The organism is Bradyrhizobium sp. SZCCHNR1051, from assembly GCF_032489615.1.
GTDB lineage: Bacteria > Pseudomonadota > Alphaproteobacteria > Rhizobiales > Xanthobacteraceae > Bradyrhizobium.
In genome coordinates, this window is the sequence record NZ_JAUEYJ010000034.1 from 1 (window position 1) to 26,071 (window position 26,071).

The 26,071-nt window shown below is 65.6% G+C and carries 25 protein-coding genes; 7 read left to right on the forward strand and 18 right to left on the reverse strand.

Annotated features, from left to right (window positions below; genetic code table 11):
• Positions 1–318 precede the first annotated feature (318 nt).
• Entirely contained in the window at positions 319–663 is a 345-nt protein-coding gene (locus QW868_RS31115; RefSeq protein WP_316232360.1) for a Lin0512 family protein, read from the reverse strand.
• A 260-nt stretch (positions 664–923) separates the two neighbouring features.
• On the opposite strand from QW868_RS31115, the gene QW868_RS31120 reads away from it, so the two are divergent.
• On the forward strand, positions 924–2,309 hold the full coding sequence (locus tag QW868_RS31120; protein ID WP_316232361.1) for an ethanolamine ammonia-lyase subunit EutB: 1,386 nt from the start codon (positions 924–926) through the stop codon (positions 2,307–2,309).
• A complete protein-coding gene (eutC, locus tag QW868_RS31125) occupies positions 2,309–3,100 on the forward strand; it encodes an ethanolamine ammonia-lyase subunit EutC (protein ID WP_316232362.1) in 792 nt (263 codons plus the stop codon). Before QW868_RS31120 ends, eutC begins: the two co-directional genes overlap by 1 nt.
• A gap of 20 nt (positions 3,101–3,120) precedes the next feature.
• Here the strand turns inward: eutC and QW868_RS31130 are convergent, their stop codons facing one another.
• From QW868_RS31130 to QW868_RS31165, 8 genes are read right to left on the reverse strand one after another with little or no spacing between them, the layout of a single operon-like run.
• Positions 3,121–3,840: an ABC transporter ATP-binding protein gene (locus tag QW868_RS31130; RefSeq protein ID WP_316232363.1), complete on the reverse strand. Its 720-nt coding sequence runs from the start codon at positions 3,838–3,840 to the stop codon at positions 3,121–3,123.
• Positions 3,833–4,588: an ABC transporter ATP-binding protein gene (locus tag QW868_RS31135; protein ID WP_315777436.1), complete on the reverse strand. Its 756-nt coding sequence runs from the start codon at positions 4,586–4,588 to the stop codon at positions 3,833–3,835. The genes QW868_RS31130 and QW868_RS31135 overlap by 8 nt, the downstream gene beginning before the upstream one ends.
• Positions 4,585–5,586, reverse strand: a complete 1,002-nt coding sequence (locus QW868_RS31140; protein WP_315780376.1) for a branched-chain amino acid ABC transporter permease — start codon at positions 5,584–5,586, stop codon at positions 4,585–4,587. Before QW868_RS31140 ends, QW868_RS31135 begins: the two co-directional genes overlap by 4 nt.
• Positions 5,586–6,458 (reverse strand): branched-chain amino acid ABC transporter permease, encoded by an 873-nt coding sequence (locus QW868_RS31145; protein ID WP_315780374.1) that lies wholly within the window; start codon positions 6,456–6,458, stop codon positions 5,586–5,588. Before QW868_RS31145 ends, QW868_RS31140 begins: the two co-directional genes overlap by 1 nt.
• Before the next feature lie 10 nt (positions 6,459–6,468).
• Positions 6,469–7,719: an ABC transporter substrate-binding protein gene (locus QW868_RS31150; RefSeq protein WP_315780372.1), complete on the reverse strand. Its 1,251-nt coding sequence runs from the start codon at positions 7,717–7,719 to the stop codon at positions 6,469–6,471.
• 24 nt (positions 7,720–7,743) lie between these two features.
• Positions 7,744–10,119 carry a xanthine dehydrogenase family protein molybdopterin-binding subunit gene (locus QW868_RS31155; RefSeq protein ID WP_316232364.1) on the reverse strand — a complete coding sequence of 792 codons (2,376 nt, stop codon included), beginning with the start codon at positions 10,117–10,119 and terminating at the stop codon, positions 7,744–7,746.
• On the reverse strand, positions 10,116–10,649 hold the full coding sequence (locus QW868_RS31160) for a (2Fe-2S)-binding protein (protein ID WP_315777431.1): 534 nt from the start codon (positions 10,647–10,649) through the stop codon (positions 10,116–10,118). The genes QW868_RS31155 and QW868_RS31160 overlap by 4 nt, the downstream gene beginning before the upstream one ends.
• Positions 10,646–11,506, reverse strand: a complete 861-nt coding sequence (locus QW868_RS31165; protein ID WP_316232383.1) for a xanthine dehydrogenase family protein subunit M — start codon at positions 11,504–11,506, stop codon at positions 10,646–10,648. Before QW868_RS31165 ends, QW868_RS31160 begins: the two co-directional genes overlap by 4 nt.
• Before the next feature lie 262 nt (positions 11,507–11,768).
• Here QW868_RS31165 and QW868_RS31170 point away from each other — a divergent pair, with 262 nt between their 5' ends.
• On the forward strand, positions 11,769–12,407 hold the full coding sequence (locus QW868_RS31170) for a TetR/AcrR family transcriptional regulator (RefSeq protein WP_315739308.1): 639 nt from the start codon (positions 11,769–11,771) through the stop codon (positions 12,405–12,407).
• A 72-nt stretch (positions 12,408–12,479) separates the two neighbouring features.
• Here QW868_RS31170 and QW868_RS31175 read toward each other — a convergent pair whose 3' ends face one another.
• From QW868_RS31175 to QW868_RS31195, 5 genes are all read right to left on the reverse strand, one after another.
• Positions 12,480–12,692, reverse strand: a complete 213-nt coding sequence (locus tag QW868_RS31175; RefSeq protein WP_315739307.1) for a hypothetical protein — start codon at positions 12,690–12,692, stop codon at positions 12,480–12,482.
• 194 nt (positions 12,693–12,886) lie between these two features.
• Complete coding sequence (ccoG, locus tag QW868_RS31180) at positions 12,887–14,332, reverse strand: cytochrome c oxidase accessory protein CcoG (RefSeq protein WP_316232365.1); 1,446 nt, start codon at positions 14,330–14,332, stop codon at positions 12,887–12,889.
• A gap of 37 nt (positions 14,333–14,369) precedes the next feature.
• Positions 14,370–14,573 (reverse strand): DUF2892 domain-containing protein, encoded by a 204-nt coding sequence (locus QW868_RS31185; protein WP_315739305.1) that lies wholly within the window; start codon positions 14,571–14,573, stop codon positions 14,370–14,372.
• Between the two features lie 61 nt (positions 14,574–14,634).
• Entirely contained in the window at positions 14,635–15,075 is a 441-nt protein-coding gene (gene trxC / locus QW868_RS31190; RefSeq protein WP_315739304.1) for a thioredoxin TrxC, read from the reverse strand.
• Positions 15,072–16,358 carry an FAD/NAD(P)-binding oxidoreductase gene (locus QW868_RS31195; RefSeq protein WP_315757833.1) on the reverse strand — a complete coding sequence of 429 codons (1,287 nt, stop codon included), beginning with the start codon at positions 16,356–16,358 and terminating at the stop codon, positions 15,072–15,074. Before QW868_RS31195 ends, trxC begins: the two co-directional genes overlap by 4 nt.
• Before the next feature lie 97 nt (positions 16,359–16,455).
• Between QW868_RS31195 and QW868_RS31200 the strand changes: the two genes are divergently transcribed.
• The 4 genes from QW868_RS31200 (at position 16,456) to QW868_RS31215 (ending at position 21,486) form a co-directional block, all read left to right on the forward strand.
• Entirely contained in the window at positions 16,456–16,785 is a 330-nt protein-coding gene (locus tag QW868_RS31200) for a metalloregulator ArsR/SmtB family transcription factor (protein WP_315739301.1), read from the forward strand.
• A gap of 124 nt (positions 16,786–16,909) precedes the next feature.
• Positions 16,910–17,899, forward strand: coding sequence for an efflux RND transporter periplasmic adaptor subunit (locus tag QW868_RS31205; protein WP_315799098.1), 990 nt, complete (start codon positions 16,910–16,912; stop codon positions 17,897–17,899).
• Entirely contained in the window at positions 17,896–21,117 is a 3,222-nt protein-coding gene (locus tag QW868_RS31210) for an efflux RND transporter permease subunit (protein ID WP_316232366.1), read from the forward strand. Before QW868_RS31205 ends, QW868_RS31210 begins: the two co-directional genes overlap by 4 nt.
• Positions 21,118–21,126: 9 nt before the next feature.
• Positions 21,127–21,486, forward strand: a complete 360-nt coding sequence (locus QW868_RS31215) for a carboxymuconolactone decarboxylase family protein (protein ID WP_315739298.1) — start codon at positions 21,127–21,129, stop codon at positions 21,484–21,486.
• 7 nt (positions 21,487–21,493) lie between these two features.
• Here the strand turns inward: QW868_RS31215 and QW868_RS31220 are convergent, their stop codons facing one another.
• From QW868_RS31220 to QW868_RS31235, 4 genes are read right to left on the reverse strand one after another with little or no spacing between them, the layout of a single operon-like run.
• Positions 21,494–22,708 (reverse strand): M20 family metallopeptidase, encoded by a 1,215-nt coding sequence (locus QW868_RS31220; protein ID WP_316232367.1) that lies wholly within the window; start codon positions 22,706–22,708, stop codon positions 21,494–21,496.
• An 18-nt stretch (positions 22,709–22,726) separates the two neighbouring features.
• Positions 22,727–24,301 (reverse strand): ABC transporter ATP-binding protein, encoded by a 1,575-nt coding sequence (gene nikE / locus QW868_RS31225; protein ID WP_316232368.1) that lies wholly within the window; start codon positions 24,299–24,301, stop codon positions 22,727–22,729.
• Complete coding sequence (locus QW868_RS31230) at positions 24,298–25,128, reverse strand: ABC transporter permease (RefSeq protein ID WP_316232369.1); 831 nt, start codon at positions 25,126–25,128, stop codon at positions 24,298–24,300. The genes nikE and QW868_RS31230 overlap by 4 nt, the downstream gene beginning before the upstream one ends.
• Complete coding sequence (locus QW868_RS31235) at positions 25,121–26,068, reverse strand: ABC transporter permease (protein ID WP_315739294.1); 948 nt, start codon at positions 26,066–26,068, stop codon at positions 25,121–25,123. Before QW868_RS31235 ends, QW868_RS31230 begins: the two co-directional genes overlap by 8 nt.
• Between the last annotated feature and the right edge of the window lie 3 nt (positions 26,069–26,071).

Here is a 26,071-nt window from a genome sequence, read left to right on the forward strand (position 1 = left end):
CGGTTCGATGAGCGGGGAAGGGAAACGGGGCGTTGCCGAATGGCCCAAGCCACCGCGCCCTTCCTCGACTCTACCCGGAAAACCGTTGCGCAGGGAAGGCCGGGATCGTCCGGCTGAGCCTGTGGTTCCTGCCCCGTGCACTTCTTCACGCACGGGGGCCGCGGGTATCAGCGGATACCCGGCCTTCCCTGCGCCCTCTGTTCAAAGAGGGACACCGTACGATCATCACCCGGGCGCGCAACGCGCCGCGGGATCGCGATGACATGCTGTTTGACATTCATATCAGAACGCCACGCGCATGACCCCTGCGCGAGAGCGTCACTTGCCGTCGTCGAGATGGACCAGCACCGCCGCGTTGGCGATGATGATGGCGTCGCTGCCGGCCTCGGCCGGAATCTCCAGCCCACCTTTGACGGCGGTCACGGTCACCGTGCCATAGGGCAGCTCCTTGGCGACCGCGGCGGTGTCGACAGCCTCCGGATCGGGAACGCCGATGGTGACGTCGACGAGCATGTCCTGCGGCGTCTTGCCGACCATTCGGAAGAAGCCGAGGCTGGAATGGCGGATCGCGTCCGACACCGCGCGCCTGGCGGCCTTGGTGGCGTCGCGGCCATGGACGTCGACGCCCATGCCCATCTCGGTGATGCAGCGGATCCGCGTCATGTCAGGTTCCTCTCGGGTTGCGTTGTCGCTTGGCGCGCGACCTTAGCCGACGCCGCCGCCGACGCAACCCGCACGAAATCGACGGCGACGCGCGGCAAAATGGTCATCGGATGCGGACACATATCGTGCATGATGTCGCTCTGCGCGGTGCCGAGAAAGGTCCTCGATATGACGTCCTCTTCCGCTCTCCCGTCCCGACGATCCGCCGTGATCGACCGGGCCGCCGAGACTGATCGCGGCAGCCGCTGAGGAGAGCACCAATGGGTTTTTCACACACGCTGGGCGGCACGCGCTATCGGTTCGACGACCTCAGAACCTTGCTTGCGAAGGCAACGCCGTTGCGCTCGGGCGACGTCCTGGCAGGCCTCGCCGCGCAGGATGCCGCCGAACGCGTCGCGGCACGGATGGCGCTCGCCGAGCTGCCGCTGCGCCATTTCCTCAACGAAGCCGTCATTCCCTACGAGAGCGACGAGGTCACGCGGCTGATCGTCGACCAGCATGACGGCAAGGCGTTCGCCCCCGTCGCAAGCCTCACGGTCGGCGACTTCCGCGAATGGCTGCTATCGGATGCGGCCGACGCAGATGCACTCAGCGGCGTATCGCCAGGGCTGACGCCGGAGATGGTTGCTGCGGTCTGCAAGATCATGCGGCTGCAGGACCTGGTGACGGTCGCGGCGAAATGCGAGGTCGTGACGCGCTTCCGCTGCACCATCGGCCTGCCGGGCCGGATGTCGACGCGGCTGCAGCCCAACCACCCGCTCGACGATCTCAAGGGCGTCGCGGCCTCGATCCTCGACGGGCTGATGTACGGGGTCGGCGATGCAACGATCGGCATCAACCCGGCAAGCGACGACGTCGACACGATGGTACGGCTGCTCGACTTGATCGAGACCTTGCGGCTTGCCTCGCATGCACCGATCCAGTCCTGCGTGCTGGCCCATGTCACGACGGCGCTGAAGGCGATCGAACGCCGCACGCCGGTCGATCTCGTGTTCCAGTCGCTGGCCGGCAGCGAGGAGGCCAATCGCGGCTTCGGCATCACGCTGTCGCTGCTCGACGAGGCGCTCGCCGCGGCCGAAGGCCTGCAGCGCTGTCCCGTCGGTGGCAACGTGATGTATTTCGAGACCGGACAGGGCAGCGAGCTCTCCTCCGGCGGCCATTGCGGCGTCGACCAGCAGACCTTGGAAGCTCGCTGCTACGCGGTCGCGCGGCGCTATCGGCCGCTGCTCGTGAACACCGTGGTCGGCTTCATCGGTCCGGAATATCTCTACGACGGGAAGCAGATCATGCGCGCGGGCCTGGAGGATCATTTCTGCGGCAAGCTGCTGGGGCTGCCGATGGGCTGCGACGTCTGCTACACCAACCACGCCGAAGCCGACCAGGACGACATGGATGCGCTGCTGACCCTGCTGGGCGTCGCCGGCTGCACCTACATCATGGGTGTGCCGGGCGCTGACGACATCATGCTGAACTATCAAAGCACCTCGTTCCATGACGCGCTCTATGTGCGCAAGGTGCTTGGCAAGCGCGCGGCGCCGGAGTTCGAGGCCTGGCTCGCGGCCACCGGCCTCAGCGATTCCAGAGGCGAGCTGCGCTTCGAGCCGGCGCGGCTGATGCCGGCGCTGCCGCTGTTGGAGGCCAAGTGATGGGCGGCTCCGACAAGAGCAACTCGCCGGCAACTTCGTCATCGGACGATTGGCGCTGGCTGTCACGCTACACCGAGGCACGGATCGCGTTGGGACGCTGCGGTCCTGGCCTGCCGACGTCGGCACATCTCGGCTTCCAGGCTGCCCATGCCGAAGCGCGCGATGCCGTGCTGAAGCCATTCGATGCCGAGCGCTTTGCGGCCGAGGTCACCGCGCATGGCTGGCCGGCGCTTGCCGTGCACAGCCGCGCCGCCGATCGCGCGACCTATCTGCAGCGCCCCGACGCAGGCCGCCTGCTCTCGCCCACGTCGGAAGCGCTGCTGTCGGAGCCGCGCGCGCCGGCCGACATCGTGCTGGTGGTCGCCGATGGCCTGAGCAGCCGCGCGGTGCAGGTCAACGCCCTGCCCGTGCTCGATGCGCTGATGCCGCGCCTGGCTGCAACCGGCCGACGGCTGTCGCCGGTGATCGTTGCTTCGCAGGGCCGCGTCGCGCTCGCCGATCATGTTGGCGAGCTGTTCGGCGCGTCGGCCTCGATCATCCTGATCGGCGAGCGCCCGGGCCTGAGCGCCGCCGACTCGCTCGGCCTCTATCTGACCTGGATGCCGCGCCGCGGCCGCGTCGATTCCGAGCGCAACTGCATCTCCAATGTCCGCCAAAGCGGGCTCGCGCCGGCGGATGCGGCGAGACAAGCCGCCGAGCTGCTCGAACGCATGTTCCGTCACCAGGCTGCCGGCGTCAGCCTCGCCCGGCTGCCGCAGTTGCCGGCGCCGGATGGAGATGGCGCGTCATGATGCCGGCGCAGTCCGAAGCATCACACCGCGCAATAGCGGTCCTGGATATCCTTGTCGGCCAGCAGCGCCGCGGCGCTGCTCTCGTGCACGACCTCGCCCTGGTCGATGATGACGGCGCGGTCGGCGAGCCGCAGCGCCCATTCGACGTTCTGCTCGACCAGGAGCAGCGTCTTGCCCTGGTCGCGCAGCCGCCGGAACAGCACGCCCATCTCCTCGACCAGCACCGGCATGATGCCTTCGGAGGGCTCGTCGAGCAGCACCATCCGCGGCTGCGCGATCAAGGCGCGGGCGATCGCCAGCATCTGCTGCTCGCCGCCCGACAGCGTGACGCCTTCCTGGTCCAGCCGCTCGTTCAATCGCGGAAAGGTCTCCGCAATCTCGGCGAACGCCGCGCGCTCCTCGATGTCGGCCTTTGCCGCGACGAGCCCGAGCCGCAGGTTCTCGCGAACCGACAAGCCCGGCACGATGCGGCGCTCCTCCGGCACATAAGCGAGCCCGAGATGAAAGCGCTTGTGGGCCGCAAGCGGCAGCAGATCATGGCCGGCAAAGCGCACGCGCCCCGCGGCCCGGGGCATCAGCCCCATGACGGTGCGCAACGTCGTGGTCTTGCCGGCGCCGTTGCGGCCGACCAGCGCGACCACCTCGCCCTCGTTCACGCGCAGCGAGATGCCGTGCAGGACGTGGCTGGCGCCATACCAGGCCTGAACGCCGTCGAGCTCGAGCAACGCGGTCTCAGCCATAGCCTTCACTCTGTCCCAGATAGACCCGGCGCACGTCGGGGTTGGATCGGATGTCCTCAGGCTTGCCATCGGCGAGCAACCGGCCGTGATGCAGCACCAGCACTCGCTGGCTCAGGCCCAGCACCATCTTCATCTTGTGCTCGACCAGCAGCACCGTGCGCTTCTCCGCCAGTCGCTCCAACAGCGCGACCATCTCCTTGGTCTCTTCCGGCCCCATGCCCGCGGTCGGCTCGTCCAGCAGCAGCAGCTCCGGCTCGGAGACCAGCGCAATCGCGATTTCCAGCGCGCGCTGTTGGCCATGGGCCAGATACTTCGCAAGCTCGCCGCGCCTGCCGATCAGGCCAACGGCAGAGAGCGCCGCATCGGCGCGTTCGCCGAGCTCGGCAAGATCGGCGCGCTTGCGCCAGATGTCGTAGCTCACCCGCATCGCCTGGGCGGCGACCCGGACATTCTCGTGGACCGACAGGTCAGGAAAGATGTTGGTGATCTGGTACGATCGCGAGATGCCCTGATGTACGAAGCGATGCTGTGGCAGGCCGTTCAGCTCGCGGCCCTTGAAGCGCAAGGTGCCACTGCTCGGCGACAGCGAGCCCGAGAGAATGTTGAAGAAGGTGCTCTTGCCGGCCCCGTTCGGGCCGATGATCGAGGTCAGCTCGCCGGCCGCGAACGCGACGGAGATGCCTTCGAGCGCAACGAAGCCGCCGAAGCGACGGCCGATCCCGTCGGCGCGCAACAGCTCGGTGCTCATCGCCGCTCCCTCGCGATTGGCAGCGCGTCCAGGAACGTGCCCCAGATGCCCTTGGGCAGGAACAGCACGAACACGACAAAGATGGCGCCGACCACGATCTGCCAGTGCGGCGTCCACAACGACACGACGTCCTCCAGGATCAGGAAGACCGCGGCGCCGACGAACGGCCCGAAAAAGCTGCGGGCGCCACCGAGCAGCACCATCATCACGATCATGCCGGAGGTCTGGTAGTGCAGGATGTCGAGCGGCACGATCGACAGATGCAGCGCAGACATGCAGCCGCCGACGGCGGAGATCGCGCCCGACAGCATGAACACGATCAGCTTGCAGCGCTCGACGTCGTAGCCGCACGCCCGCGCGCGCTGCTCATTCTCCCTGATCGCCTCGATGACCGCGCCGAATGGCGAGTTGAGGATGCGCGACTGAACCCAGATCGCGATCGCCGCGAGCACCATCAGCACGTAATACTTGTTCACGGGATCGAGGAAGTTGATCTGTGCACCGAACAGACCGATGTGGTCGACCGTGAAGCCGCGCAGTCCGTTCTCACCGCCCGTGAAGGAGGAGGCCTGCAATGCCACGTAGTAGACAAGTTGCGCCAGCGCGAGCGTGACCATGGAGAAATAGATGCCGCGGGTTCGCGTCGAGATGGTTCCGATCAATGCGGCAAGCGCCGTGCTCGCCGCGATCGCCACCGGCACCGCGGCAAACCACGGCAGGCCCCAGCGACCGATGGCGATGCCGGTCAGATACGCGCCGGTGCCGAAGAATGCGGCGTGACCGAACGACAGCAGACCGGTGTAGCCGAACAGGAGATTGTAGCCCATCACCACGACACCGTAGATCAGGACGTTCACGGCGAGCGCCTTCGACGGCAGCAGCCAGGGCAGCAGCGCCAGCGCGACCAGCGAGACCAGCACGCGATGATCCGCGAGGAAAGCGAAGAGGCGCTGCGCCTGATGGAGCGGCGGTGCTTCGTCGGTCGACTGCACCGTCATCACGCTCTCCCCCTGAGGCCGAACAGGCCCTGCGGCCGGATCAGCAGGACCGCGGCCATGAGCGCGAACATCACGATCGTCGCCATCTCGGGCGCGAACAGCGCGACCATGCTGATGCAGATCCCCACCATCAGCCCCGCGACCACGGCACCCACGATCGAGCCGAGGCCGCCGATCACGGTGACGACGAAGGCTTCCGCCAGCACCAGCGTTCCCATCTCGGGATTGACGCTGCGCATGGGTCCCGCCAGCACCCCGCCGAGCGCGGCGAGGCCGACGCCGAGGCCGAAGATCGCGAGCCACACCTTGCCGATGTCGACCCCGAGCACACGCATGATCAGGGGATCACGGGCACCGGCACGAACAATCAGGCCGACGCGGGTCTTCTCCAGCATCAACCAGAGCACCAGCAGCACGACGGCCACGAGCGCGATCACGAACAGACGATATTTGGGAAAGAAGCCGACGCCGAGATCGACGACGCCGATCAATTGGGACGGCGTTGGAAACGGAATGCCGTCGCTGCCGAACACGATGCGCACGCCCTCGACCAGGATGTAGCTGAGGCCGAAGGTGAGCAGCAATGGATCATCGATCGAGCGGCCATACAGACGTCGGACCAGGACGAATTCGATCAGCATGCCGAACGCGCCGACCAGAATTGGCGCGAGTAGCAAGCCCCACCAGAAGCTACCGGTCAGCGATGCCAGATACAGACCGGCATAGGCCCCGATCATGAACAGCGCCCCATGGGCGAAATTGACCACGCCGAGCATGCCGAACACGATGGTGAGGCCGAGCGCAGTGATCACCAGCACCGCCCCAAGGGCGATGCCGGAAAACAGCTGCATGATGATCAGCGAGAGGTCCATGCGATCAGGATCAAGTCGGGTGGCCGAGTTCGCTGCAGCTTCGCAGCATCTCGTCCGCCCCTGGATCGCTGGCCACGATCGCGAACAGGTCGTTCTCGTTCGCCATCGCCGACTTCTTCTTGGATTCCAGCACCAGCACCGACTGCACCGACTGGTGGTCGCATTTGCGGTAATGCTGCGGGCCCTTGGTCAGATCGTATTGCAGTCCCTCCAGCGCCGCGACGACCTTATCGGTCTCGGTGCCGCCGGCGGCCTGCATCGCCTGCAACAGCGAGCCGACGCCGGAGTAGCCATAGGCGCCGTAGTCGGTCGGGATCGCACCGCCATTGGCGGCCCGGAACGCCTTGTTGAACTCGGCCGCGGTCTTGTTCTGTGTCTCGAGACCCCAATAATAGTTGGCGCCGCCGACGACGCCCTCGAACACGTCGGGACCGACGGCGAGGCGCTGATTGTGCAGGATCACCGGCACCACGATCTTCATCTGCTGCTTGATGCCGAAATCGACCGCCTGCTTGATCGCGTTGGCCTGGTCGCGGCCGAAATTGCTGATGCACAGCACGTCCGGCCGCAGCGACATCAGCCGCGGCATGAAGGTCGAATAGTCGGCCGCACCGAACGGATGCAGGATCTCGCCGACGCTCTCGGCACCAATCGCGGTCTGCGCCCGCTTGAAGCCGCGCAGCATCTCATGGCCATAGGCATAGTCGGCCACGAGATGGGCGACCTTCATGCCCTTCTTGATGGTCTGGCGGGCCACGGCCGCTGTGGTCATGTGCGGGTTCAGCGCCTCGTGGAAGGTGTATTTGCTGAAATCCTTGGCTTCGTTGATGGTGTCGGACTGGCTGATCGAGACGTAGATCACGCCGCGCGCCCGCGTCACCTCGTTGACGGCGAGCTGGACGGCGCTGGAGAGCGCGCCGACGATGGCGTGGACCTTGTCCTTCTCGATCAGCTCGAGCGTCCGCGTCGCCGCTTCGCCGGCATTGAGCTTGTCGTCACGCACCAGGAGCTCGACCTTGCGGCCGGCGATCCCGCCCTTGTCGTTGACCAGCTTGACGGCGAGCTCGGCGCATTTGACCTGGTCGCGGGCCTCGGCGGCGAAGGGACCGGTCAGCGGCGTCGGAAAGCCGATGCGGATGGTGTCATCGGCGGCGCGTCCCAGGCGCGGCATCGCGAGCGTGGCGACACCTGCCGACATCCCCATCAGCGCCGTACGGCGGGATATTCCTGTGCGTCGCAGCCTCGTCTCGTAGTTTGGCATGATCTCCTCCCTCATTCGTATTTCTTAGAACCGGTTGAGCGCCTTGAGCACGCGCGCAGGCGTGATGGGAATGGTGTTGATGGAGGCGCCGAAGGGCATCAGCGCATCGTTGACCGCATTCAGCACACAGGCCGACGCGGCCGCGGTGCCGGCCTCGCCGCAGCCCTTTGCGCCGAGAATGGTGTCCGCCGTCGGCGTCTCGACGTGATCGATGGTAATGTCCGGCATCTCCATCGCCATCGGCACCAGATAGTCGGCCATCGACCCGTTGAGCAATTGGCCGGTCTCACCGTAACGGCACTCCTCGAACAGCGCAGCGCCAAGACCCTGCACGACACCGCCGCGCAACTGCTCGTCGACCAGCATCGGGTTGATGATGCGGCCGCAATCCTCGACGACGTAGTGCTTCAGCAGCCTGATGAAGCCGGTCTCGACGTCGACTTCGAGGTAGCAGCCTTGAATGCCATTGGTGAAGGCAAAGGGATAGCCCTGGGGCGCGAAATGATGACTGACGGTCAGTTGCGCCTGAGTGCCCGGTGGCAAGGTGTCGGACCGGAAATAGGCGATGCGCGCGATCTCGGCGACCGGCAGACGCGTCTGCCCCGTCGCGACACTGACGATCTGGCCGTCGACGACGTCGAGCGCGGCGGGCTGCTCCTGCAGCACCAGCGCGGCAATCTCCAGAATGTTCGCCTTGAGCTTTCGCGCGGCCTGCAGTGCCGTCTCGCCACCGATGCCCGCGCCGCGGCAGGCCCAGGTCGCACCACCATGCGGCGTGACCTCGGTATCGCCGGTGATGATCTTGACGTGCTCCTGGGCGAGGCCGAGCTGGTCGGCGACGATCTGGCTGATGATCGCCTCGGTGCCCTGTCCCTGCTCGGTCACGGAGATCGCACAGCGCACCTCGCCCGACGGCGTCAGGCTGACGGTCGCGCCATCCTGCGAGGAGATGCGCGCGCCGCCGACGCCGTAGAACGCAGGGCTCGGGTTGGTGATCTCGACGAAGGTCGCAATGCCGATGCCGCGATAGATGCCGCGCCGATGCAGCTCGGTCTGCTCGGCGCGCAGCGCGTCGTAGTCCATGATCTCGCGCAGCCGCCGCAGGCAGACCTCGTGCGACAGCGCCTCGAACCTGTAGCCGCTCGGCGAGGCCGTCGGATAGGCATTGTCGGCGATCACATTCCTGGCGCGCATGGAAAACGGGTCGATCCCGACGCGGCTTGCGGCGAGATCCACCATGCGCTCGGTAACCGCGCAGGCGATGGGATGTCCGACCGCGCGGTACTGGCTGGTCTGCACCTTGTTCTGGAACACGACCTCGAGCGCGGCACGATAGGACTTGAAGTCATACGGCGCACCGATCAGGCGGATGACCTGATTGCCTTCGACGACGCTGGTGCGCGGATAGGTCGAGAACGCGCCGATCGCCGTGGCATCGTGGACGTCCATGGCAAGGATCTGGCCGTCGGCGTCGACGGCCATGCGCGCGCGGACATGGTGATCGCGGGCATGAATATCCGACACGAAGGACTCGATGCGATCGGCGACGTATTTGACCGGGCGCCCGAGCAGGATCGACAACCCGACAACCGCCATGTCCTCGTGGTAGACGTGCAGCTTCATGCCGAACGAGCCGCCGATATCGGGCGCGATCACGCGCACGCTGGCTTCCGGGATGCCGTAGTGGCGAGCGTACAGATCCTGGAACTGGTAGGGCGTCTGCGTGGCGTGGTGCACCGTCAGCGCGCCGCTCTCGGGATCATAATCCGCGACGATGGCCCGCGGCTCCAGCGTGACCGGGGTATGACGGCCGAAGCTGAATTCTTCCTCGATCACATGCGCGGCCGACGCGAAGGCCTCATCGACGCCGCCGCTGTCGAGCTGCGTGCGGAAACAGATGTTGGACGCCGCAACCGGATTGACCAGCGGCATCCCCGGCCGGCGCGCGGCGTCGAGATCGACCACCGCCGGCAGCTCCTCGTAGTCGACCGAGATCAGCTCCAGCGCATCCTCCGCGATCGCCCTGCTCTCGGCGACGACGGCAATCACGGCCTGCCCGGCCCAGACGACGCGATCCACCGGCAACGGCAGCTGCGGCTCGGACGTCATGCCCTTGAAATGATCGAGCGTCCCGGTCCAAGGCGTGCAGATCTTCGCAAGATCAGCGCCGGTCGCGACCAGATGCACGCCCGAAAGCGCCCGCGCTGCATCGACCTCGATGCGGATGATCCGTGCATGAGCATACGGGCTGCGCAGGAAGGCTGCGTACAGCATGCGAGGCAGGCGAATGTCGGTCACGTAGCGCCCGCGTCCGGCGAGCAGCCGCTTCGCATTCGGTCGCGGCACGGAGCGGCCGATATAGGAATTCGGACGGTCCAGCGAGGTCAGCGGCGCGCTCATCGCGACGAGCCCTCCGCGTCCTGCGATGCCGTTGCCGACCGCGCCGCAGCCACCGCGGCGATGGCGTCAACGATCGCTTCATATCCGGTGCAGCGGCAGAAATTGCCCGAGAGCGCGTCGCGGATGGTCTCGCGACTCGGCCGTGCAGCACGGGTCAGCAGCTCATGAGCGGTGATCAGCATGCCCGGCGTGCAGAACCCGCATTGCAGCGCATTGCGCCGATGAAACTCGGCCTGCAGGTCGGCGATCACGCCGCTCTCCGAGAGCCCCTCGATCGTATCGATCCGCGCGCCGTCGGCCTGCACGGCAAACATCAGGCAGCCATGCACAGCTGCGCCGTCGAGCTGAACCAGACAGGCGCCGCAGGCGCCCATTTCGCAACCGGCATGCGTGCCGGTCAATTCGAGCTGCTGGCGAAGACAATCCACCAGCGTGTCGCGAGGCGCGACGTCACAAGCCACCTTGCGGCCGTTGACGATGAGGCGAATGCGGACCTGCTCGTCGGCCTCGATGTCGACCAGCGCGCTCATGCGGCATCTCCGATCCGTCCCAGCAGCCGGCCGAGCAGAACGCGTGCGAGATGCAGGCGCATCGCCGCCGGAACGTCGTCGCTGTCAGCAGGCGCGAGATCGTCATCAAGCGCAGCCTGGGCAGCCGCAATCCGTCCGGCATCGATCCGGCCGCCCGTCAGCGCTTCCTCCGCATGTCTCGCACGGGTCGGGACATTGCCGACCGAGAAGAACGCAATGCGGATGCGCTCGATCAGATCGCTCTGACAGGTCGCGAGCAGGCCGCAACCGACCAATGCATAGTCGCCGCGCCGGCGGGCCAGTTCATCGAACGCAATGCGCTGGCCGGCTTTGAAGAGAGGAACATGAACTGCGACGAGGATCTCGCCAGACGCGATCGCCGTCTCAAAAAGGTCGGTGAAGAAGTCATCGGCTTTGACGCGGCGCCGGCCGGACGAGCCGGCAATCTCGATCTCGGCGTCGAGCGCCAGCACCATCGCCGGAAATTCGGAGGCCGGGTCCGCCAGCGCGACACTGCCGCCCAAGGTCCCGCGATTGCGGATGGCAGGGTGCGCAACGAACGGCGCTGCGGCGCGCAACAGCGGCGCAAACTCGGCGATCAGCGGATCGGTCAGCATCTCGCAGTGCCGGGTCAAGGCGCCGATCCGCAACCACTCGCCGTCCCGCGTGACGCCGCGCAGCTCTGCAATGTGATTGATATCGATCAGAATACGCGGCGCCTGAAGACGCAACGCCAGCGCCGGAACCAGGCTCTGGCCACCGGCAATGAAGCGTGCATCATCGCCGGCGCCCGCATGAGCCTCGAGCGCCTCGCCGATCGTGTGTGCACGAAAATAGCTGAAAGCCCTCGCTTTCATCCGTTCCTCGCCGCCAGGGCTCGCCAGCCCGGAGTCCCAGATTTGTGACCATCTGGTCTTAAAAGAGTTGCACGCGGCGGCAGCGCGGTCAACCAGAAACGAACGATTGGTCACAAATCTGCTTTCGGGTATCAAGCAGGCTGTCGCCGCAATCGATGAGACCATGGCTAAGACCTCGAAGACAGCGAACGCTGAGACAAACGGCCGCGTTGGTGGAGGCCCGCGAAGAACCGACGGCCGCCCTCGCGCGAGGCGCCGCAACATGCGCGCCGCCGACCGCGAGCGCGTGATCGTGGATGAAGCCATCCGCTTTTTCGCCGAGCGCGGCTTCGAAGGCCAGACGCGGGAACTCGCGAAGCGCATGGGTATCGCGCATTCGGTGATCTACCGGCACTTCCCCAGCAAGGAAGCCCTCATCGAGCGCGTCTATCAGGAGGTCTATCTGAGCCGCTGGTCGCAGGATTGGGGCCCGCTGATCCGCGATCGCAGCCATCCGCTGAAGGCACGGCTAACCGGATTCTATCTCGACTATGTGGCGCGCGTGTTCGAATATAATTGGGTGCGGATCTTCGTGTTCTCGGGCATGAAGTCGTTCGGCATCACCGGTCGCTATCTCGACCTCGTCCGACGCGAGATCATCGAGCCTGCCGCGATCGAGCTGCGGCATGAATTGCAGCTCCCAGACGCCGCCACCTGCCCTCTCGGCAGCCGCGAGACGGAGATGTTCTGGGGACTGCACGGACGCATCTTCTATCTCGCGATCCGAAAGTTCATCTACGAGACACCCGTTCCATCCGACCTCGAGCAAACCGTGCGTGATGCGATCGACCTCTTCATGGACGGCGCCAGACTGGCGCTCCCGCGGCTCGTGCATGACGATCAGGCCGGAACAGCACGATGATCCGGCCCGTCGTCGGCGGCGATCTTGAGCAGGCGCTCCGAGGATACTGCACATGCCTGCCGGCTGCGGCCCTCACGCCGTTCGGCTACGCCCACCATTGCGGCTGATCTTCGCGGCGACGAGATAGGATAGCGGCATGGCGACGACGAATCCGACCAACGCCGCCAACGGGAGGTCCTTCATCGGGCTCGCAACCAGCCCCTGCACCGTCAACAATGCCGTAACCGCACTGCCTGCAAGCACGGTGCCCAGCATGACCCAGATGAGAATTGCGACCTTGAACATCTGTCTTTCTCCGCCAGTAGGAAAGCTTTCGATCCCTTGACGCGAGAATGCTCTGCTTGCGACTTCGAGCCGGCATTGATTTGGAACAACCGGACTCAGCAATCGAGGGAGGAGCGACTGCTCCTCCCTCGATCAATCCCGATGAGCCAACAGAATCGCCAACGCCTTACAATCGGCGATCGAACGACACTGCTCTATCGTGTCCCCGGAACGAAGTGATCGCGCTTGCTGACCGACGTCCCGGTCGCCGGATCCGTGATCTTGATCTCGATGTCCACCGGCGCGGAGGGAAGGTCGGCCCCCTTGGCCTCGATCGACATGCGGATCTCGCGGGTCTGGTCCTGGCCGACATCGATCACCATGCGACCGTCCTGCTCGCGCGTCTCGCCGGCCACCGTCACCTTGGCGTTCGGAAGCCCCACGACGTCCAGCACGAAGTCGCGCGGCCCGCGCTTGTTGAGCAGACGGACCGTGTAGTCGTTGCGGACGCCGCCATCCGACAACTGCACGAACAGCGGGTTGCGTTCATGCAGCACGTTGATGCCCATCGTGCCGCGCGTCGCCAGCGAGTACAGCATGATCCCGCCGACGATCGCGATGAAGCTCGCATAGATGACCGTGCGCGGCCGGATGATCCGGTAGATCTCGGGCTTGCCTTCCTTGCGGCGCTGCACGTTGATGTCGGTGTCGTAACCGATCAGGCCGGTCGGACGGCCGATCTGGGTCATCACGCTGTCGCAGGCGTCGATGCATAGGCTGCACTGGATGCAGCCGAGCTGGATGCCGTGGCGGATGTCGACGCCGGTCGGGCAGACGTTGACGCATTGGTGGCAGTCGATGCAGTCGCCGGCGGGTGCGCCCTGCAGCCGTGCGGCTTCCGCCTTCTTGACCGACATGCGCGGCTCGCCGCGGTCGCCCTTGTAGGTGACGTTGAGCGCCCACTCGTCGGTCAGCGCGGCCTGGATGCGCGGCCACGGGCACATGTAGATGCAGACCTGCTCGCGGGCGTGGCCGGCGAACACGTAGGTCGTCGCCGTCAGGATGCCGATCCAGAGATAGGCGATGAACGGCGCCTGGAAGGTGGCCAGATCCTTCACCAGCGTCGGCGCATCGTCGAAATACAGCACCCAGGCGCCGCCGGTCCACCAGCCGATCATGATCCAGAGGAAGTGCTTGAGCGCGGCCTGGCGAATATGGGTGAAGGTCCAGCCGCGCTTGTCGCTGAGGATGCGCTCACGGCGATCGCCCTCCACCCAGCGCTCGACGGCGTAGAACAGGTCGGTCCACACCGTCTGCGGACAGAGGTAGCCGCACCACAGCCGGCCGGCCACTGCATTCATCAGGAACAGGGCGACCGCCGCGATGATCAACAGCCCCGTGAAGTAGTAGACCTCCTGCGGCCACAACTCGATGAAGAAGAAGTAGAACCGGCGATGCGGGAAGTCGACCAGCACCGCCTGATTCGGCATGCCGGGACCGCGATCCCAGCGGACGAAGGGCAGCAGGTAGTAGATGCCGAGCGTGATGCACAGGATCGTCCACTTGATGCGACGGAAGCGGCCGTGCACGGCCGCCGGATAGACCTTTTCGCGCGCCTTGTAGAGCGGCCCGACGATATAGGTTTCGTCCGAGTCAGCCATGATATCCTCGCTTCATCTTGCCGTCCTTCCGACCGATTCAGGAGAACGCGTTGCCGCTCTTGAGCCCCAGCTTCTTGAAGACGATCGCTGCCGGACAGAAGCCCGTGAACGAGGCCTGGATCATGTTCACGCCAGCAAAGGCCGCCAGCAAGAACCAATAGGGACTGACGTACCAGCCCAGGGCCAGACTGAGCAGGACGACGATCCCTGCGAAGGTGAGAACTGCTTTGTCGACGTTCATGACATACTCCCTCATGGTTGCATTTGAGCGTAATCAAGCAAGTGCCGGTCCGGCCGTACGGCTATTGCCGCAGGCCGGACAGTGTCCAGGCGACGATTCGTTGCGAGTCCATCGCACCCGAAATCCGCGCCAGCTCCCGACCCTGCTGCAGCAGCAGCATGGTCGGAATTCCGGAGATGCCGAGCCGTGCCGAAACTTCCGGCGCCTCGTCCGAGTTCAGCTTAAGGAGTTGCACACGCGGCTCCAGCTCCTGGGCCGCACGTGCGAACATTGGCGCCATCGCACGGCATGGGCCGCACCACGGCGCCCAGACGTCGACGAGCAGCGGCAAACTGCTATGCGCGACATGACGCTCGAACGCGGGCTGGTCGACCTCGATCGGATGGCCGCTGAACAGCGGCGTATGACACTTGCCGCATTTCCCCTGCGCCGGCGCCCGGTCCGCGGGCAGACGGTTGATCTGCCCGCAATGGCCGCACACGATCTGCAAGCCGTTGCTCATGTCCCGGTCCTGACTTCCTTGATCTTGGCGATGTTGAGCCGGTCGAGCAGGAACTTCTCGTAGAACGGCTCGGGCGTCCCGCGCCTCATCTTGCGCAGGAAGTACTTCTCGAAGGCGACCTTGGCGTAGTGCACCCACTCCCCCTTCGACGACCAGTTGACGTTGCGCGGCGGGATCTGCGGCTGAGCCAGGAAGGCCACGCCGGAATCGCCGAAATCGGCAAGACAGATCGCGTTCCAGGTCGGCTCGGCTTTTGGCTCCTGGCCGCGCAGCAGCGCCCCGATGTTCAAGGCCGTCGCCGTCACCATCGATTCGATCATGAAACCGGTCTTGGGCACCCCGACCGGCACCGGCGTCGGCCCGATCGGCGGGATCGCAACGCAGACGCCGATGGCAAACACGTTGGGGAAGGTCGGATTGCGCTGATGCTTGTCGACGACGACGAAGCCGCGCGGATTGGTCAGCTTGTCGATGCCTCTGACGGCGCCGACGCCGCGGAATGCCGGCAGCATCATCGAATAGGCGAACGGCAGCTCATGCGTCTTGCGGACGGAGCCGTCGTCGGCGATCTCCTCCACGAACATGCGGCCGTCCTCGACCTTGGTGACGCGCGCGCTGGTGATCCACTTGATGTGCTTCTCGCGCATCTCGCTCTCCAGCAAGCCTTTGGTGTCACCGACACCGTCGAGGCCGAGATGACCGATATAGGGTTCGGATGTCACGAAGGTCATCGGCACCTGGTCGCGCAGCTTGCGGCGGCGCAGCTCGGTCTCCAGGATGAACAGGAATTCGTAGGCCGGTCCGAAGCAGGATGCGCCCTGCACCGCGCCGACGATCACCGGGCCAGGCTTCTCGGCCAGCCTGTCGAATGCCGCCTTGGCATGGGCGGCGTGGTCGACATGGCACACGGACTGCGTATGTCCATCCGGTCCGAGCCCTGGAATCTCATCAAAGGCGAGTTCGGGACCGGTCGCGACGACGAGATAGTCGTAAGCCACCATGGCGCCGTCCGTGAGCTCGACCTGGTTCTCGGCGGCGTGCACCCTCTTGGCGCCCTGCGTCAACAGCCGGATGCCCTTGCGCTGCATGACGTCGACCAGATCGATCTCGATCTCGTCGCGCTTGCGCCAACCGACGGCGACCCACGGGTTGGACGGCACGAAATGATAGGAGGACCCCTGCGAGATGACGGTCACGCGATCCTCCTTTCTCAGCTGGGGCAACAATTCATAGGCCATCAGGGAGCCGCTCAGCCCCGCTCCGATCACGACAACATCCGCCATTGGGTCCTCCATCGCCTTGCTTCGTTATTGTTTCGCCCAGCCGCGACCTTACGAGCTGGCCTTGACTATATATTCGAATATCTGTATATACGCAACTATGAAATTTAATGCTGACATCATGGAAGCGGCGGCCGACCAGGCCAGTGACCTCTTGAAGGCGCTGTCGAACCGGCACCGGCTCCTGATCATCTGCCAGCTGGTCGACAACGAACGGTCTGTCGGCGAGCTTGCTGCATTCCTCGGCCTGCGTGACTCGACCGTCTCGCAGCACCTCGCACTGCTGCGCAAGGACGGCTTGGTCACCGCGCGGCGCGAGGGGCAGACGATCTACTATTCGATCACCAGCGAGCCGGCTCGCGAGGTCCTGAAGACCCTCTATCAGGTCTATTGCGCAACGCGGCCGCCGAAACCTGCGCCGAGACTATGACGGCGCGATCCCGCCGACTTGACTAGCATCAAGTGGGAACCCGTATCCCGGTGGGATGTCTGTACCGCCCACGGATGTTTCGCTTTACCCGATTTAGGTCAATAGAAGAGACAGGAATAGGCTGATGCGCAGATTATCGGTCCTGAGCTTGGTCGCCGCGATGGCGTGGCAGGCGGTGCCGGCCCTTGCGGAGACGCTGACGGTGGCGCCACGGCAGGTCGCCGACGAGAAGGCGGTGTTCGCGACGGTGGAGAGCATCAGCGTGGTCCCTGCCCGCGGCCGCATCGGCGGCACCATCGTGCAGCTTTCGGTGCGCGAAGGCGACCCAGTCAAGCGCGGCCAGCCCATCGCCTTGATCGGCGATGAAAAGCTGGCCCTGCAGATCAAATCGCTCGACGCCCAGATCGAAGCGCTGCAGGCGCAAGCCAACCAGGCGCAGATCGACTTCACGCGCACCGAGGGCCTCGTCGAGCGCGGCACCCTGCCCCGCATCAAGCTCGACGAGACGCGCACGGCGCTCAACGTCGCCGAGAACGGGCTGCGGGCCAAGACCGCCGAGCGTGCCGTGGTCAACCAGCAGATGAGCGAAGGCCAAGTGCTGGCGCCCGACGACGGCCGCGTGCTGAAAAAGCTCGTTGCCGTCGGATCGGTCGTTCTGCCGGGCGATCCGGTGGTGACCGTGGCGCAGCAGAACTTCAAGCTGCGACTGCGCGTGCCCGAGCGGCACGCTCTCTTTCTCAAGGCGGGCGACAGGGTGCGGGTCGACGGCGCCGAGTTCGGTGACAGCGCCGACAAATGGGGTGTGATCGACCTGGTCTATCCGCAGATCGAGGAAGGCCGTGTCGTGGCCGACGCGATCGTCTCCGGTCTCGGCCAGTATTTCGTCGGCGACCGGCTCCGGGTCTGGATCTCCGGCGGCCAACGCGATGCCTACGTGATCCCGCAGCGCTACGTCACAACACGGTTCGGCATCGATTATGTCCAGTTGCAGCAAGGGACGCAGAAGGTGAGCGTTCCGGTGCAGCGCGGCCGCGCTCTGCCGAGCGCCGATCTCCCCGATGGACTTGAAATCCTGTCCGGCCTGCGCGCCGGCGACCAGTTGGTGCAGCCGTGAAACTCGGACTCTCAGGCAAGCTTACCCAGGCGACCATCGCCTCGCCGCTGACGCCGCTGTTTCTGCTCGCGGCGCTCGTGGTCGGCCTCATCGCCGTCGTCGTGATCCCGCGCGAGGAAGAGCCGCAGATCAGCGTGCCGATGGTCGACATCCGTGTCAACGCCGACGGCCTGCGTGCGCCTGACGGCGTCGAGCTCGTGACGAAGCCGCTGGAGACCATTGTCAAAGCGATCGATGGCGTCGAGCACGTCTACAGCCAGACCGAGGACGACCGTGTCATGGTCACCGCGCGGTTCCTGGTGGGGACCAAGTTCGAGGACGCAATCCTGCGCGTCCACGAGAAGCTACGCGCCAACCTCGACCGCATCCCCGTCGGCATTCCCGAGCCGCTGATCGTCGGCCGCGGCATCAACGACGTCGCCGTCACTGTGCTGACACTGTCGCCGAAGCCTGAAGCCGCCGGGCGCTGGTCCGACAAGGACCTCTACGAGCTCGCCGACAAGCTGCGGGCGGAGCTGACCAAGGTCGACAATATCGGCCTGACCTATATCTCCGGCGGCGGTGCCCAGCAGATCCGGGTCGAGCCCGATCCGGAAAAACTGTCGCTGTTCGGCGTGACCCTGCAGCAGCTCGTCGCCAAGGTAAAGGACGCGAACCGATCGTTCATGGCCGGAGACGTTCGCGACGGCGGCATCGTGCGCAATGTCGCCGCGGGCCAGACGCTCACGGGTATCCCGGACATCGGCCTGCTGCTGATCTCGACGCGCGACGGTCGTCCCGTCTATGTGCGCGACGTCGCCACCGTCGTCATCGGCCCCAATCTCGCGGAGCATCGCGTCTGGGACGATGCCCGCAACGACAAGGGCGACTGGCACCGGGTGCCGGCGGTGAGTCTTGCGCTCGCCAAGCGCGCCGGCGCCAATGCCGTGGTGGTGTCTCACGACATCGCGCAGCGCCTCGAAGGGCTGAAGGCCAGTCTCATTCCGAGCGACGTCGCAGTCACGGTGACGCGCGACTACGGCGAGACCGCCAACGAGAAGGCCAACGAGCTACTGTTCCATCTCGGCCTCGCCACGATCTCGATCGTCGTGCTGATTGCGGTCGCCATCGGCTGGCGCGAGGCCCTCGTGACCTTCGTGGTGATTCCGACCACGATCCTGCTGACGATGTTCGCCGCCAATCTGATGGGCTACACGATCAACCGTGTCAGCCTGTTTGCCCTGATCTTCTCGATCGGCATCCTGGTCGATGACGCCATCGTCGTGGTCGAGAATATCGCGCGCCATTGGGGCATGCATGACGGCCGGCCGCGCCTGCAGGCCACCATCGAGGCGGTCGCCGAAGTCGGCAACCCCACCGTTGTCGCGACCTTGACCGTGGTCGCCGCCCTGCTGCCGATGCTGTTCGTGTCGGGACTGATGGGCCCCTACATGGCGCCGATCCCGGCCAACGCCTCGGCGGCGATGCTGTTCTCGTTCTTCGTCGCCATGGTGGTGGCGCCGTGGCTGATGCTGCGGCTGGCGCCGAGGTCGACCAGCGCCTCGGCAGGCTCTCATGACGCGCATGGCGAAGGCCGTCTCGGACGCATCTACCGAAGCGTCGCGCGCCCGATCGTCGCCAGCAAGCGCTCCGCCTGGATCTTCCTGCTCGGCGTCGGTATCGCCACCTTGCTGTCGATGACGCTGTTCGCCACCAAGTCCGTCACCGTCAAGCTGCTGCCGTTCGACAACAAGTCGGAGATCGCCGTGATGGTCGATCTGCCCGAAGGCGCGAGCCTGGAGGATACCGAGCGCACGCTGTTCGCGGCCGCCGATATCGCGCATGGACTGCCGGAGATCACGACCGTGCAGAGCTATGCCGGCACGGCGGCGCCGTTCAACTTCAACGGTCTCGTGAGGCACTACTATCTGCGGGAGCGGCCCGAGCTCGGCGAGCTCCAGGTCAATCTCGCCGCGCGCGGCGACCGCAAGCGCGCGAGCCACGACATCGCGCTCGAGCTGCGCCAGCGGCTGAAGAGCATCCCTGTGCCGGCCGGCACCAGCATCAAGGTGGTCGAAGTGCCGCCCGGGCCTCCGGTGCTCGCCACCCTGCTGGCGGAGATCTACGGTCCGGACGCGGCGACCCGGCGCGCCGTCACCACCGAACTCAAGAAGGTCTTCGCCGACGTTCCCTTCATCGTCGATATCGACGATTCCATCGGTCAGCGACGGCCGCGGCTGCGACTGTCGATCGATCAGGACAGTCTCGAATTCTTCGGTGTCGAGCAGCGCGACGTCTACGACACGATCCAGACGCTGTTCGGCGGCGTCTCGGTCGGCTACTCGCATCGCGGCGAAGACCGCAATCCTATCGAGATCGCCGTGCGTCTGCCGAAGCACGACAAGAGCTGGAGTCAGGCCCTGGCATCGACGCCGGTGCCCGCCAACACGGTGCCCGGCAGCAAGACCGTCGTCGAACTCGGCCAGGTCGTGAAGGCCACCATGGAAGAGGGATCGCCGACGATCTTCCGCCGTGACGGCCGCTTTGCCGACATGGTGATGGCCGAACTCGCCGGCCGCTTCGAGGCCCCGCTCTACGGCATGCTCGCGGTCGCCGACCGGATCGACGCCCATGACTGGGGCAAGCTGCCGAAGCCCGTGATCGGCTTCCACGGCCAGCCCAAGGACGAGTCCCGCCCGACGCTGCTGTGGGATGGCGAATGGGAGATCACCTACGTGACCTTCCGCGACATGGGCGCCGCATTCGGCGCCGCCATCCTCGGCATCTACGTTCTGGTCGTGGCGCAGTTCAAGAGCTTCCGGCTGCCGCTGGTGATCCTGACGCCGATCCCGCTGACCCTGATCGGCATCCTGCTCGGCCACTGGTTGCTGGGCGCGCCGTTCACGGCGACGTCGATGATCGGCTTCATTGCGCTGGCCGGCATCATTGTCCGCAACTCGATCCTGCTGGTCGACTTCATCCGCCACAGCGGCGGCGAGGGCAAGACGTTGCGCGACGTCGTGCTGGAGGCTGGCGCCGTGCGCTTCAAGCCGATCCTGCTGACGGCGCTTGCGGCGATGATCGGTGCGGCGACGATCCTGCTCGACCCGATCTTCCAGGGGCTGGCGATCTCGCTGCTGTTCGGCCTGGCCTCATCCACCCTGCTCACCGTGCTCGTGATCCCCGCGATCTACATCGCGCTGCGCGAGCCCGGCAAACCCACCACGAAGATGTCCTAGGAGATGATGATGGACAAGAACTACCCCGAGCTCTGCAAGGACATTTCCGGCAATCTGCGAACGCTGCGCAAGGACATCCCTGAGGTCATGCAGGGCTTCTCTGCACTGGCTCAGGCCGCGAGTCGCGACGGCGCCCTCGACAAGAAGACCAAGGAGCTGATCGCGCTGGCGATCGGCGTTGCCGTCCGCTGCGACGGCTGCATCGGCTTCCATGCCGACGCGCTTGTGCGTCTCGGCGCGACCCGCCAGGAGGTCGAGGAAACGCTCGGCATGGCCATCTACATGGGCGGCGGACCGTCGCTCATGTATGCCGCCGATGCGATCGCGGCCTTCGAGCAGTTCCAGGAACAAGCGACAGCCGCCGCCTGACGCGGCATCAGCCGCAGATGTCGAGAATCGCCAGCATGTAGATGCGGATCATGTCGAGATAGTCGAGAATGTCGACGCGCTCGTCAGGCATCGTGTTGTAGCGGCCGCCCGGCCCGCAGACGATGCCCTCCATGCCGCCATAGGTATAAAGATGGCCGGCATCGGTGCCATAGAAGCAGCTGGGCGCCACCGGGCCCGTCGGCTGGGCGGCGCCGCGCACGACGCGATAGGCATTGTTGACGGCACGGACGATCGCGCTCTCGGGCGCGACCTCGAACGGCGGCATGGTCGGCACGCCGGCGCGGTCCTCCGACGTCAGATGAGTCTTCAGGCCGGGAAAACGCGCCTCCAGCGCATCGAGCTCGCGCCGCATGTCCGCCAGCGCGCCTTGCTCGGTCTGCCCTGGTGCATAACGGCCGGAGCCCTTGATACGGACGAAATCCGCGACCTGCGGCGTCCGCCACTCGTGCAACTCGCGACCGAGCGCGCCGTGCACGACGCCGACATGAACGCGGTTGATGGCCTCATGTGCCGGCGAACGCGCGCCGGAGAATCGCATCGCATTGAGACGCGGAATGAGATCACAGGCGGCAGTGATGGCGTCAACCGCCTCCTCTCGCTTCGACAGATGCCGCGTGTTGCCGACGAGCTCTATGATGAACATGAATGCCGCGGCATGCATCGTCATCGCCTTGAGGTCGGTTGGCTCAGAATTGATGAAATAGTCCGCGCGCAGCCCCTGCTCCAGCAACGAATAGGTGCCGACTCCGCCTTGCAGCTCGCCGACCACATAGGTCAGAATGACGTCGCCCCTCAGCTTGACGCCGGCCTCGATCAGCGTCTTGACCGCGCAGAAATAGGCGGCGTCGCCGGCCTTCATGTTCGACACGCCGATTCCGTAGACGAAGTCGTCGTCCACCTTCCCTGCCCAGGGGTCGACGGTCCAGCCTTCCGTCACCGGATTGGTATCGACATGGCCGTTGAACAGCAGACTCTTGCCGCCGCCGGTGCCGTTCCAGCGGCCGACGGCGTTGACGCGGCCTTCGGCACCGAACGGCGCGACGGTCGCATCCAGGCCGATCTCGCTCATCTGCTCGGCCATGAACGTCGCGAGCTGCCTCTCGCCTTCGGTCTTCGAATAGCTCTTATGCTGTACCATGCGCGACAGCAGTGCGAGCGACTCCGGGACGTCGATACGGGCGAGCAATTCGTTGCGATTCATGAGTTGCAGTCCTTGCGGTCATCCGACAGGCGCAGGTGACGCCGCCATCAGTTCGCTTGTGTAGGGGTGAACGTCGTCCGCCTCGAACGCGTCCACCGCGCGGCTGTCGACAAGCCGGCCATGGCGCATCACGACGATGCGGTGCGCGATCTGCCTGATGAGGTTGAGATCGTGGGTGATGAAGAGATAGGCCGCGCCGGTCTCGGCGCGCAAAGCCAGCAGCAGCTCGATGATCTGGGCCTGGACGGAGACATCGAGAGGCGCCGTGATCTCGTCGCAGATCACCAAGCGCGGTCGCGCGGCAAAGGCCCGCGCGATTGCGACGCGCTGCTTCTCGCCGCCCGAGAGCTGATGCGGCCAGCGCATCGCATAGGACGGAGGAAGCCGGACCTGCTCGAGAAGGCGCGGCACTGAGGCGACATCACCGCCGTAGAGCCTCAAGGGACGCGACAGGATCTCGCCGATGCGGTGACGCGGATTGAGCGAGGAATCCGGGTGCTGGAACACGATCTGAACATCGCGACGATAGGCGGAATTCATGTCGCGGGCCCCGCGCAGCATCCGGCCGTCGAAACTGATGGTACCGTCGAAGCGGGCGAGCCCGGTCAGGGCGCGCGCCATGGACGATTTCCCCGAGCCGGATTCGCCGACGAGGCCGACGATTTCGCCTGCGCGGATGTCGACATCGACGGCCTTGGTTGCCGGTGGCGGCGACGCGCGGAACAGGCTGGCCCGGCCGTAATGCACCTCGATGCCACGCGCCTCAAGCACCACGGCAGCGCCCGGCTGATCATTCACGAGCCGCCGCTCCGGACGCGGCACCGCGGCGATGAGTGCCTTGGTATAGTCGTGCTGCGGCGTCCGAAATATATCAGATGCCCCCGCCTGCTCGACGACGCGGCCGTGCCGGATCACCGCGACACGATCGGCGACGCGGGTCATCATCGCGAGATCGTGCGAGATGTAGAGCGCAGCGACGCCCGTTTCCGCGCGCAGGCGCGCGAACAGCTCGACGATACGGGCACCGGTGATGACATCGAGCGCTGTCGTGGGCTCATCGAACAGGATGACATCGGGCCGGCAGCCGAAGGCCGTCGCGATGATCACCCGCTGCTTCTCGCCGCCGGAGATCTCGTGCGGATAGCGCCGCAGCACCGCCGCGGGGTCACGCAGCTCGACATGGCCGAGCAGCTCGATCGCGAGATCCCTGGCGGCCCGCGCGTTCAGACCGCGATGACGCATCAGCGTCTCGGTGATCTGATGGCCGATGGTCAGTGTCGGATTCAACGCGGTCGACGGGTCCTGGAACACCATGCCGATCCGGCGGCCCCGCACCTCGGTGAGTTGCTTCGGGCTCAGAGACCGCAGGTCGATATCGCCGAGGCGCAGCGATCCCGAGATCTCGCGGGCATTGGCCGGCAGATGCCGCATCAGCGCCCAGGCCAGCGAACTCTTGCCGGAGCCGGATTCGCCCACGAGGCCGAGCACCTCGCCCGGCGCGATCTCGAGTGACACGTCGCGCAGCACCTCGACGGCGCCCGCCGATGTGACGTAGTCCAGCCCGTAATTGGTGATGGCGAGCGCCGGCTTCATCGATCGTCCCGCGGATGCAGCGCGTCGCGCAGCGCATCGCCGACGAGATTGAAGGCGATCGCCGACAGCGCGATCGCCGCCGAGGGCGCGATCAGGATCCACGGCGCCTGGTGCATGTATTGCCGCGCATCGGCCACCATCAGCCCCCATTCGGATGCCGGCGGCTGCGCTCCCAGGCCAAGGAAGCTCAGCGTAGCGAACAGCATCACCGCAAACGACACCCGGATCGTGGCCTCGATGATGATCGGGCCCATCACGTTGGGAAGCATTTCACGAAAGATGATCTGCGATGCCGCCTCGCCGCGCGCGATGGCGGCCTTGACGTAGTCCTGATTGCGCACCGCAAGGGCCACGGAGCGCGTGACCCGCGCCATGCCAGGCGCAAACGCAAAGCCAATCGCGATCACCGCGTTGACAGCCCCATTGCCGAGCGTGCTGACCAGCAGCAGCGCCATGAGGAGACCGGGAATGGCCATCACAGCATCGTTGGTGCGCATGATGAATTCGTCGGCCTTGCCGCCGAGATAGGCCGATGCGACGCCTATCACGGCGCCCATCGCGCTGCCGGCGAGCGTCGCCGCGAGCGCCATCGGAACTGTGGCGCGCGCGCCGGACAGCAGGCGGCTCAGCACGTCGCGGCCGAACTGGTCGGCGCCCAGCCAGTTCTGCCATCCCGGCGGGCGGAAACGGCCGAGAAAATCCATCTTCTCCGGCCCATAGGGCGCGAGCCACGGGCCGAGGATGCAGACGATGGCGAGGGCAACGAGCAGCACCACGCTGATCGCCCCCTGCGGCTTGCGGATCATCCTGCCGAACAGCTCAGTCATAGCTGATCCGTTTGTCGAGCAGCGCGTAGACGACATCCGCCAGCGTGTTGGTGATCGCGTAGGTGACCGCCATGATCATCGCGCCGGCCTGGATCGACGGCAGATCGCGGGTGGTGATGGCGATCATCAATGCGCGGCCGATGCCGGGGATGGCGAAAATCTCCTCGATGACGATGATGCCGCCCAGGAGATAGCCGACGTCGAGCGCGACGATGGTGATGACCGGCAGCAGCGCGTTGCGCATCACGTGCCGCACCAGCACCGTCCGCTCGGGCAGGCCCTTCAGCCGCGCCGCGCGAACGTAGTCGGACTGCAGCACGTCCAGCGTCTCCGAGCGCATCATGCGCATGACATGCGCGACGAGAATCACCGAGACCGTCAGGACCGGAAGGATCAGATGGCGTAGCGCCAGCCCGGCATCCTCCAGCGGCGACACGTAGCCGGTCGCCGGCAGCCATGGCAGGATGTCGGTCAGCAGCAGCGCCAGCACGGTTGCGGTGACGAATTCCGGCAGCGAGACCCCGAGATAGGCGATCACGCTGGTCGTCGTATCCGTCGGCCGGCCCTTGCGGAGCGCCGCGAAGATTCCGAGCGGGACTGCGATCAGAAGAGTGACGACGAGCGCGCCAGCTGCCAGCAGCAGAGAGCGCGACAGCGCCGTCAGCATCTCCGGCGCGACCGACAGGCCGGTGCGCATGGAGACGCCGAAATTGCCCGTGGCCGCGTGCGCGACCCAATGCGCGAATTGCAGCCAGACCGGATCGTCGAGCCCGAGCCGGCTGCGAACGGCTGCCAGCGCCTCTGGCGAGGCGTTCTCGCCAAGCAGCGTCTGCGCGGCATCAGCCGGCAGCGCCTGCGTGATGGCGAACACCAGCACGCTGACGATGACGACCGTGTAGACCATCAGGAGCAGCCGCCGTAGCAGCCAAGCGAATGACACCGC

Excerpts from the sequence above, each read along its gene's own strand:
- QW868_RS31115 (WP_316232360.1), bottom strand. The coding sequence starts at position 663 with ATGACGCGGATCCGCTGCATCACCGAGATGGGCATGGGCGTCGACGTC.
- QW868_RS31120 (WP_316232361.1), top strand. The coding sequence starts at position 924 with ATGGGTTTTTCACACACGCTGGGCGGCACGCGCTATCGGTTCGACGAC.
- eutC (WP_316232362.1), top strand. The coding sequence starts at position 2,309 with ATGGGCGGCTCCGACAAGAGCAACTCGCCGGCAACTTCGTCATCGGAC.
- QW868_RS31130 (WP_316232363.1), bottom strand. The coding sequence starts at position 3,840 with ATGGCTGAGACCGCGTTGCTCGAGCTCGACGGCGTTCAGGCCTGGTAT.
- QW868_RS31135 (WP_315777436.1), bottom strand. The coding sequence starts at position 4,588 with ATGAGCACCGAGCTGTTGCGCGCCGACGGGATCGGCCGTCGCTTCGGC.
- QW868_RS31140 (WP_315780376.1), bottom strand. The coding sequence starts at position 5,586 with ATGACGGTGCAGTCGACCGACGAAGCACCGCCGCTCCATCAGGCGCAG.
- QW868_RS31145 (WP_315780374.1), bottom strand. The coding sequence starts at position 6,458 with ATGGACCTCTCGCTGATCATCATGCAGCTGTTTTCCGGCATCGCCCTT.
- QW868_RS31150 (WP_315780372.1), bottom strand. The coding sequence starts at position 7,719 with ATGCCAAACTACGAGACGAGGCTGCGACGCACAGGAATATCCCGCCGT.
- QW868_RS31155 (WP_316232364.1), bottom strand. The coding sequence starts at position 10,119 with ATGAGCGCGCCGCTGACCTCGCTGGACCGTCCGAATTCCTATATCGGC.
- QW868_RS31160 (WP_315777431.1), bottom strand. The coding sequence starts at position 10,649 with ATGAGCGCGCTGGTCGACATCGAGGCCGACGAGCAGGTCCGCATTCGC.
- QW868_RS31165 (WP_316232383.1), bottom strand. The coding sequence starts at position 11,506 with ATGAAAGCGAGGGCTTTCAGCTATTTTCGTGCACACACGATCGGCGAG.
- QW868_RS31170 (WP_315739308.1), top strand. The coding sequence starts at position 11,769 with ATGCGCGCCGCCGACCGCGAGCGCGTGATCGTGGATGAAGCCATCCGC.
- QW868_RS31175 (WP_315739307.1), bottom strand. The coding sequence starts at position 12,692 with ATGTTCAAGGTCGCAATTCTCATCTGGGTCATGCTGGGCACCGTGCTT.
- ccoG (WP_316232365.1), bottom strand. The coding sequence starts at position 14,332 with ATGGCTGACTCGGACGAAACCTATATCGTCGGGCCGCTCTACAAGGCG.
- QW868_RS31185 (WP_315739305.1), bottom strand. The coding sequence starts at position 14,573 with ATGAACGTCGACAAAGCAGTTCTCACCTTCGCAGGGATCGTCGTCCTG.
- trxC (WP_315739304.1), bottom strand. The coding sequence starts at position 15,075 with ATGAGCAACGGCTTGCAGATCGTGTGCGGCCATTGCGGGCAGATCAAC.
- QW868_RS31195 (WP_315757833.1), bottom strand. The coding sequence starts at position 16,358 with ATGGCGGATGTTGTCGTGATCGGAGCGGGGCTGAGCGGCTCCCTGATG.
- QW868_RS31200 (WP_315739301.1), top strand. The coding sequence starts at position 16,456 with ATGAAATTTAATGCTGACATCATGGAAGCGGCGGCCGACCAGGCCAGT.
- QW868_RS31205 (WP_315799098.1), top strand. The coding sequence starts at position 16,910 with ATGCGCAGATTATCGGTCCTGAGCTTGGTCGCCGCGATGGCGTGGCAG.
- QW868_RS31215 (WP_315739298.1), top strand. The coding sequence starts at position 21,127 with ATGGACAAGAACTACCCCGAGCTCTGCAAGGACATTTCCGGCAATCTG.
- QW868_RS31220 (WP_316232367.1), bottom strand. The coding sequence starts at position 22,708 with ATGAATCGCAACGAATTGCTCGCCCGTATCGACGTCCCGGAGTCGCTC.
- nikE (WP_316232368.1), bottom strand. The coding sequence starts at position 24,301 with ATGAAGCCGGCGCTCGCCATCACCAATTACGGGCTGGACTACGTCACA.
- QW868_RS31230 (WP_316232369.1), bottom strand. The coding sequence starts at position 25,128 with ATGACTGAGCTGTTCGGCAGGATGATCCGCAAGCCGCAGGGGGCGATC.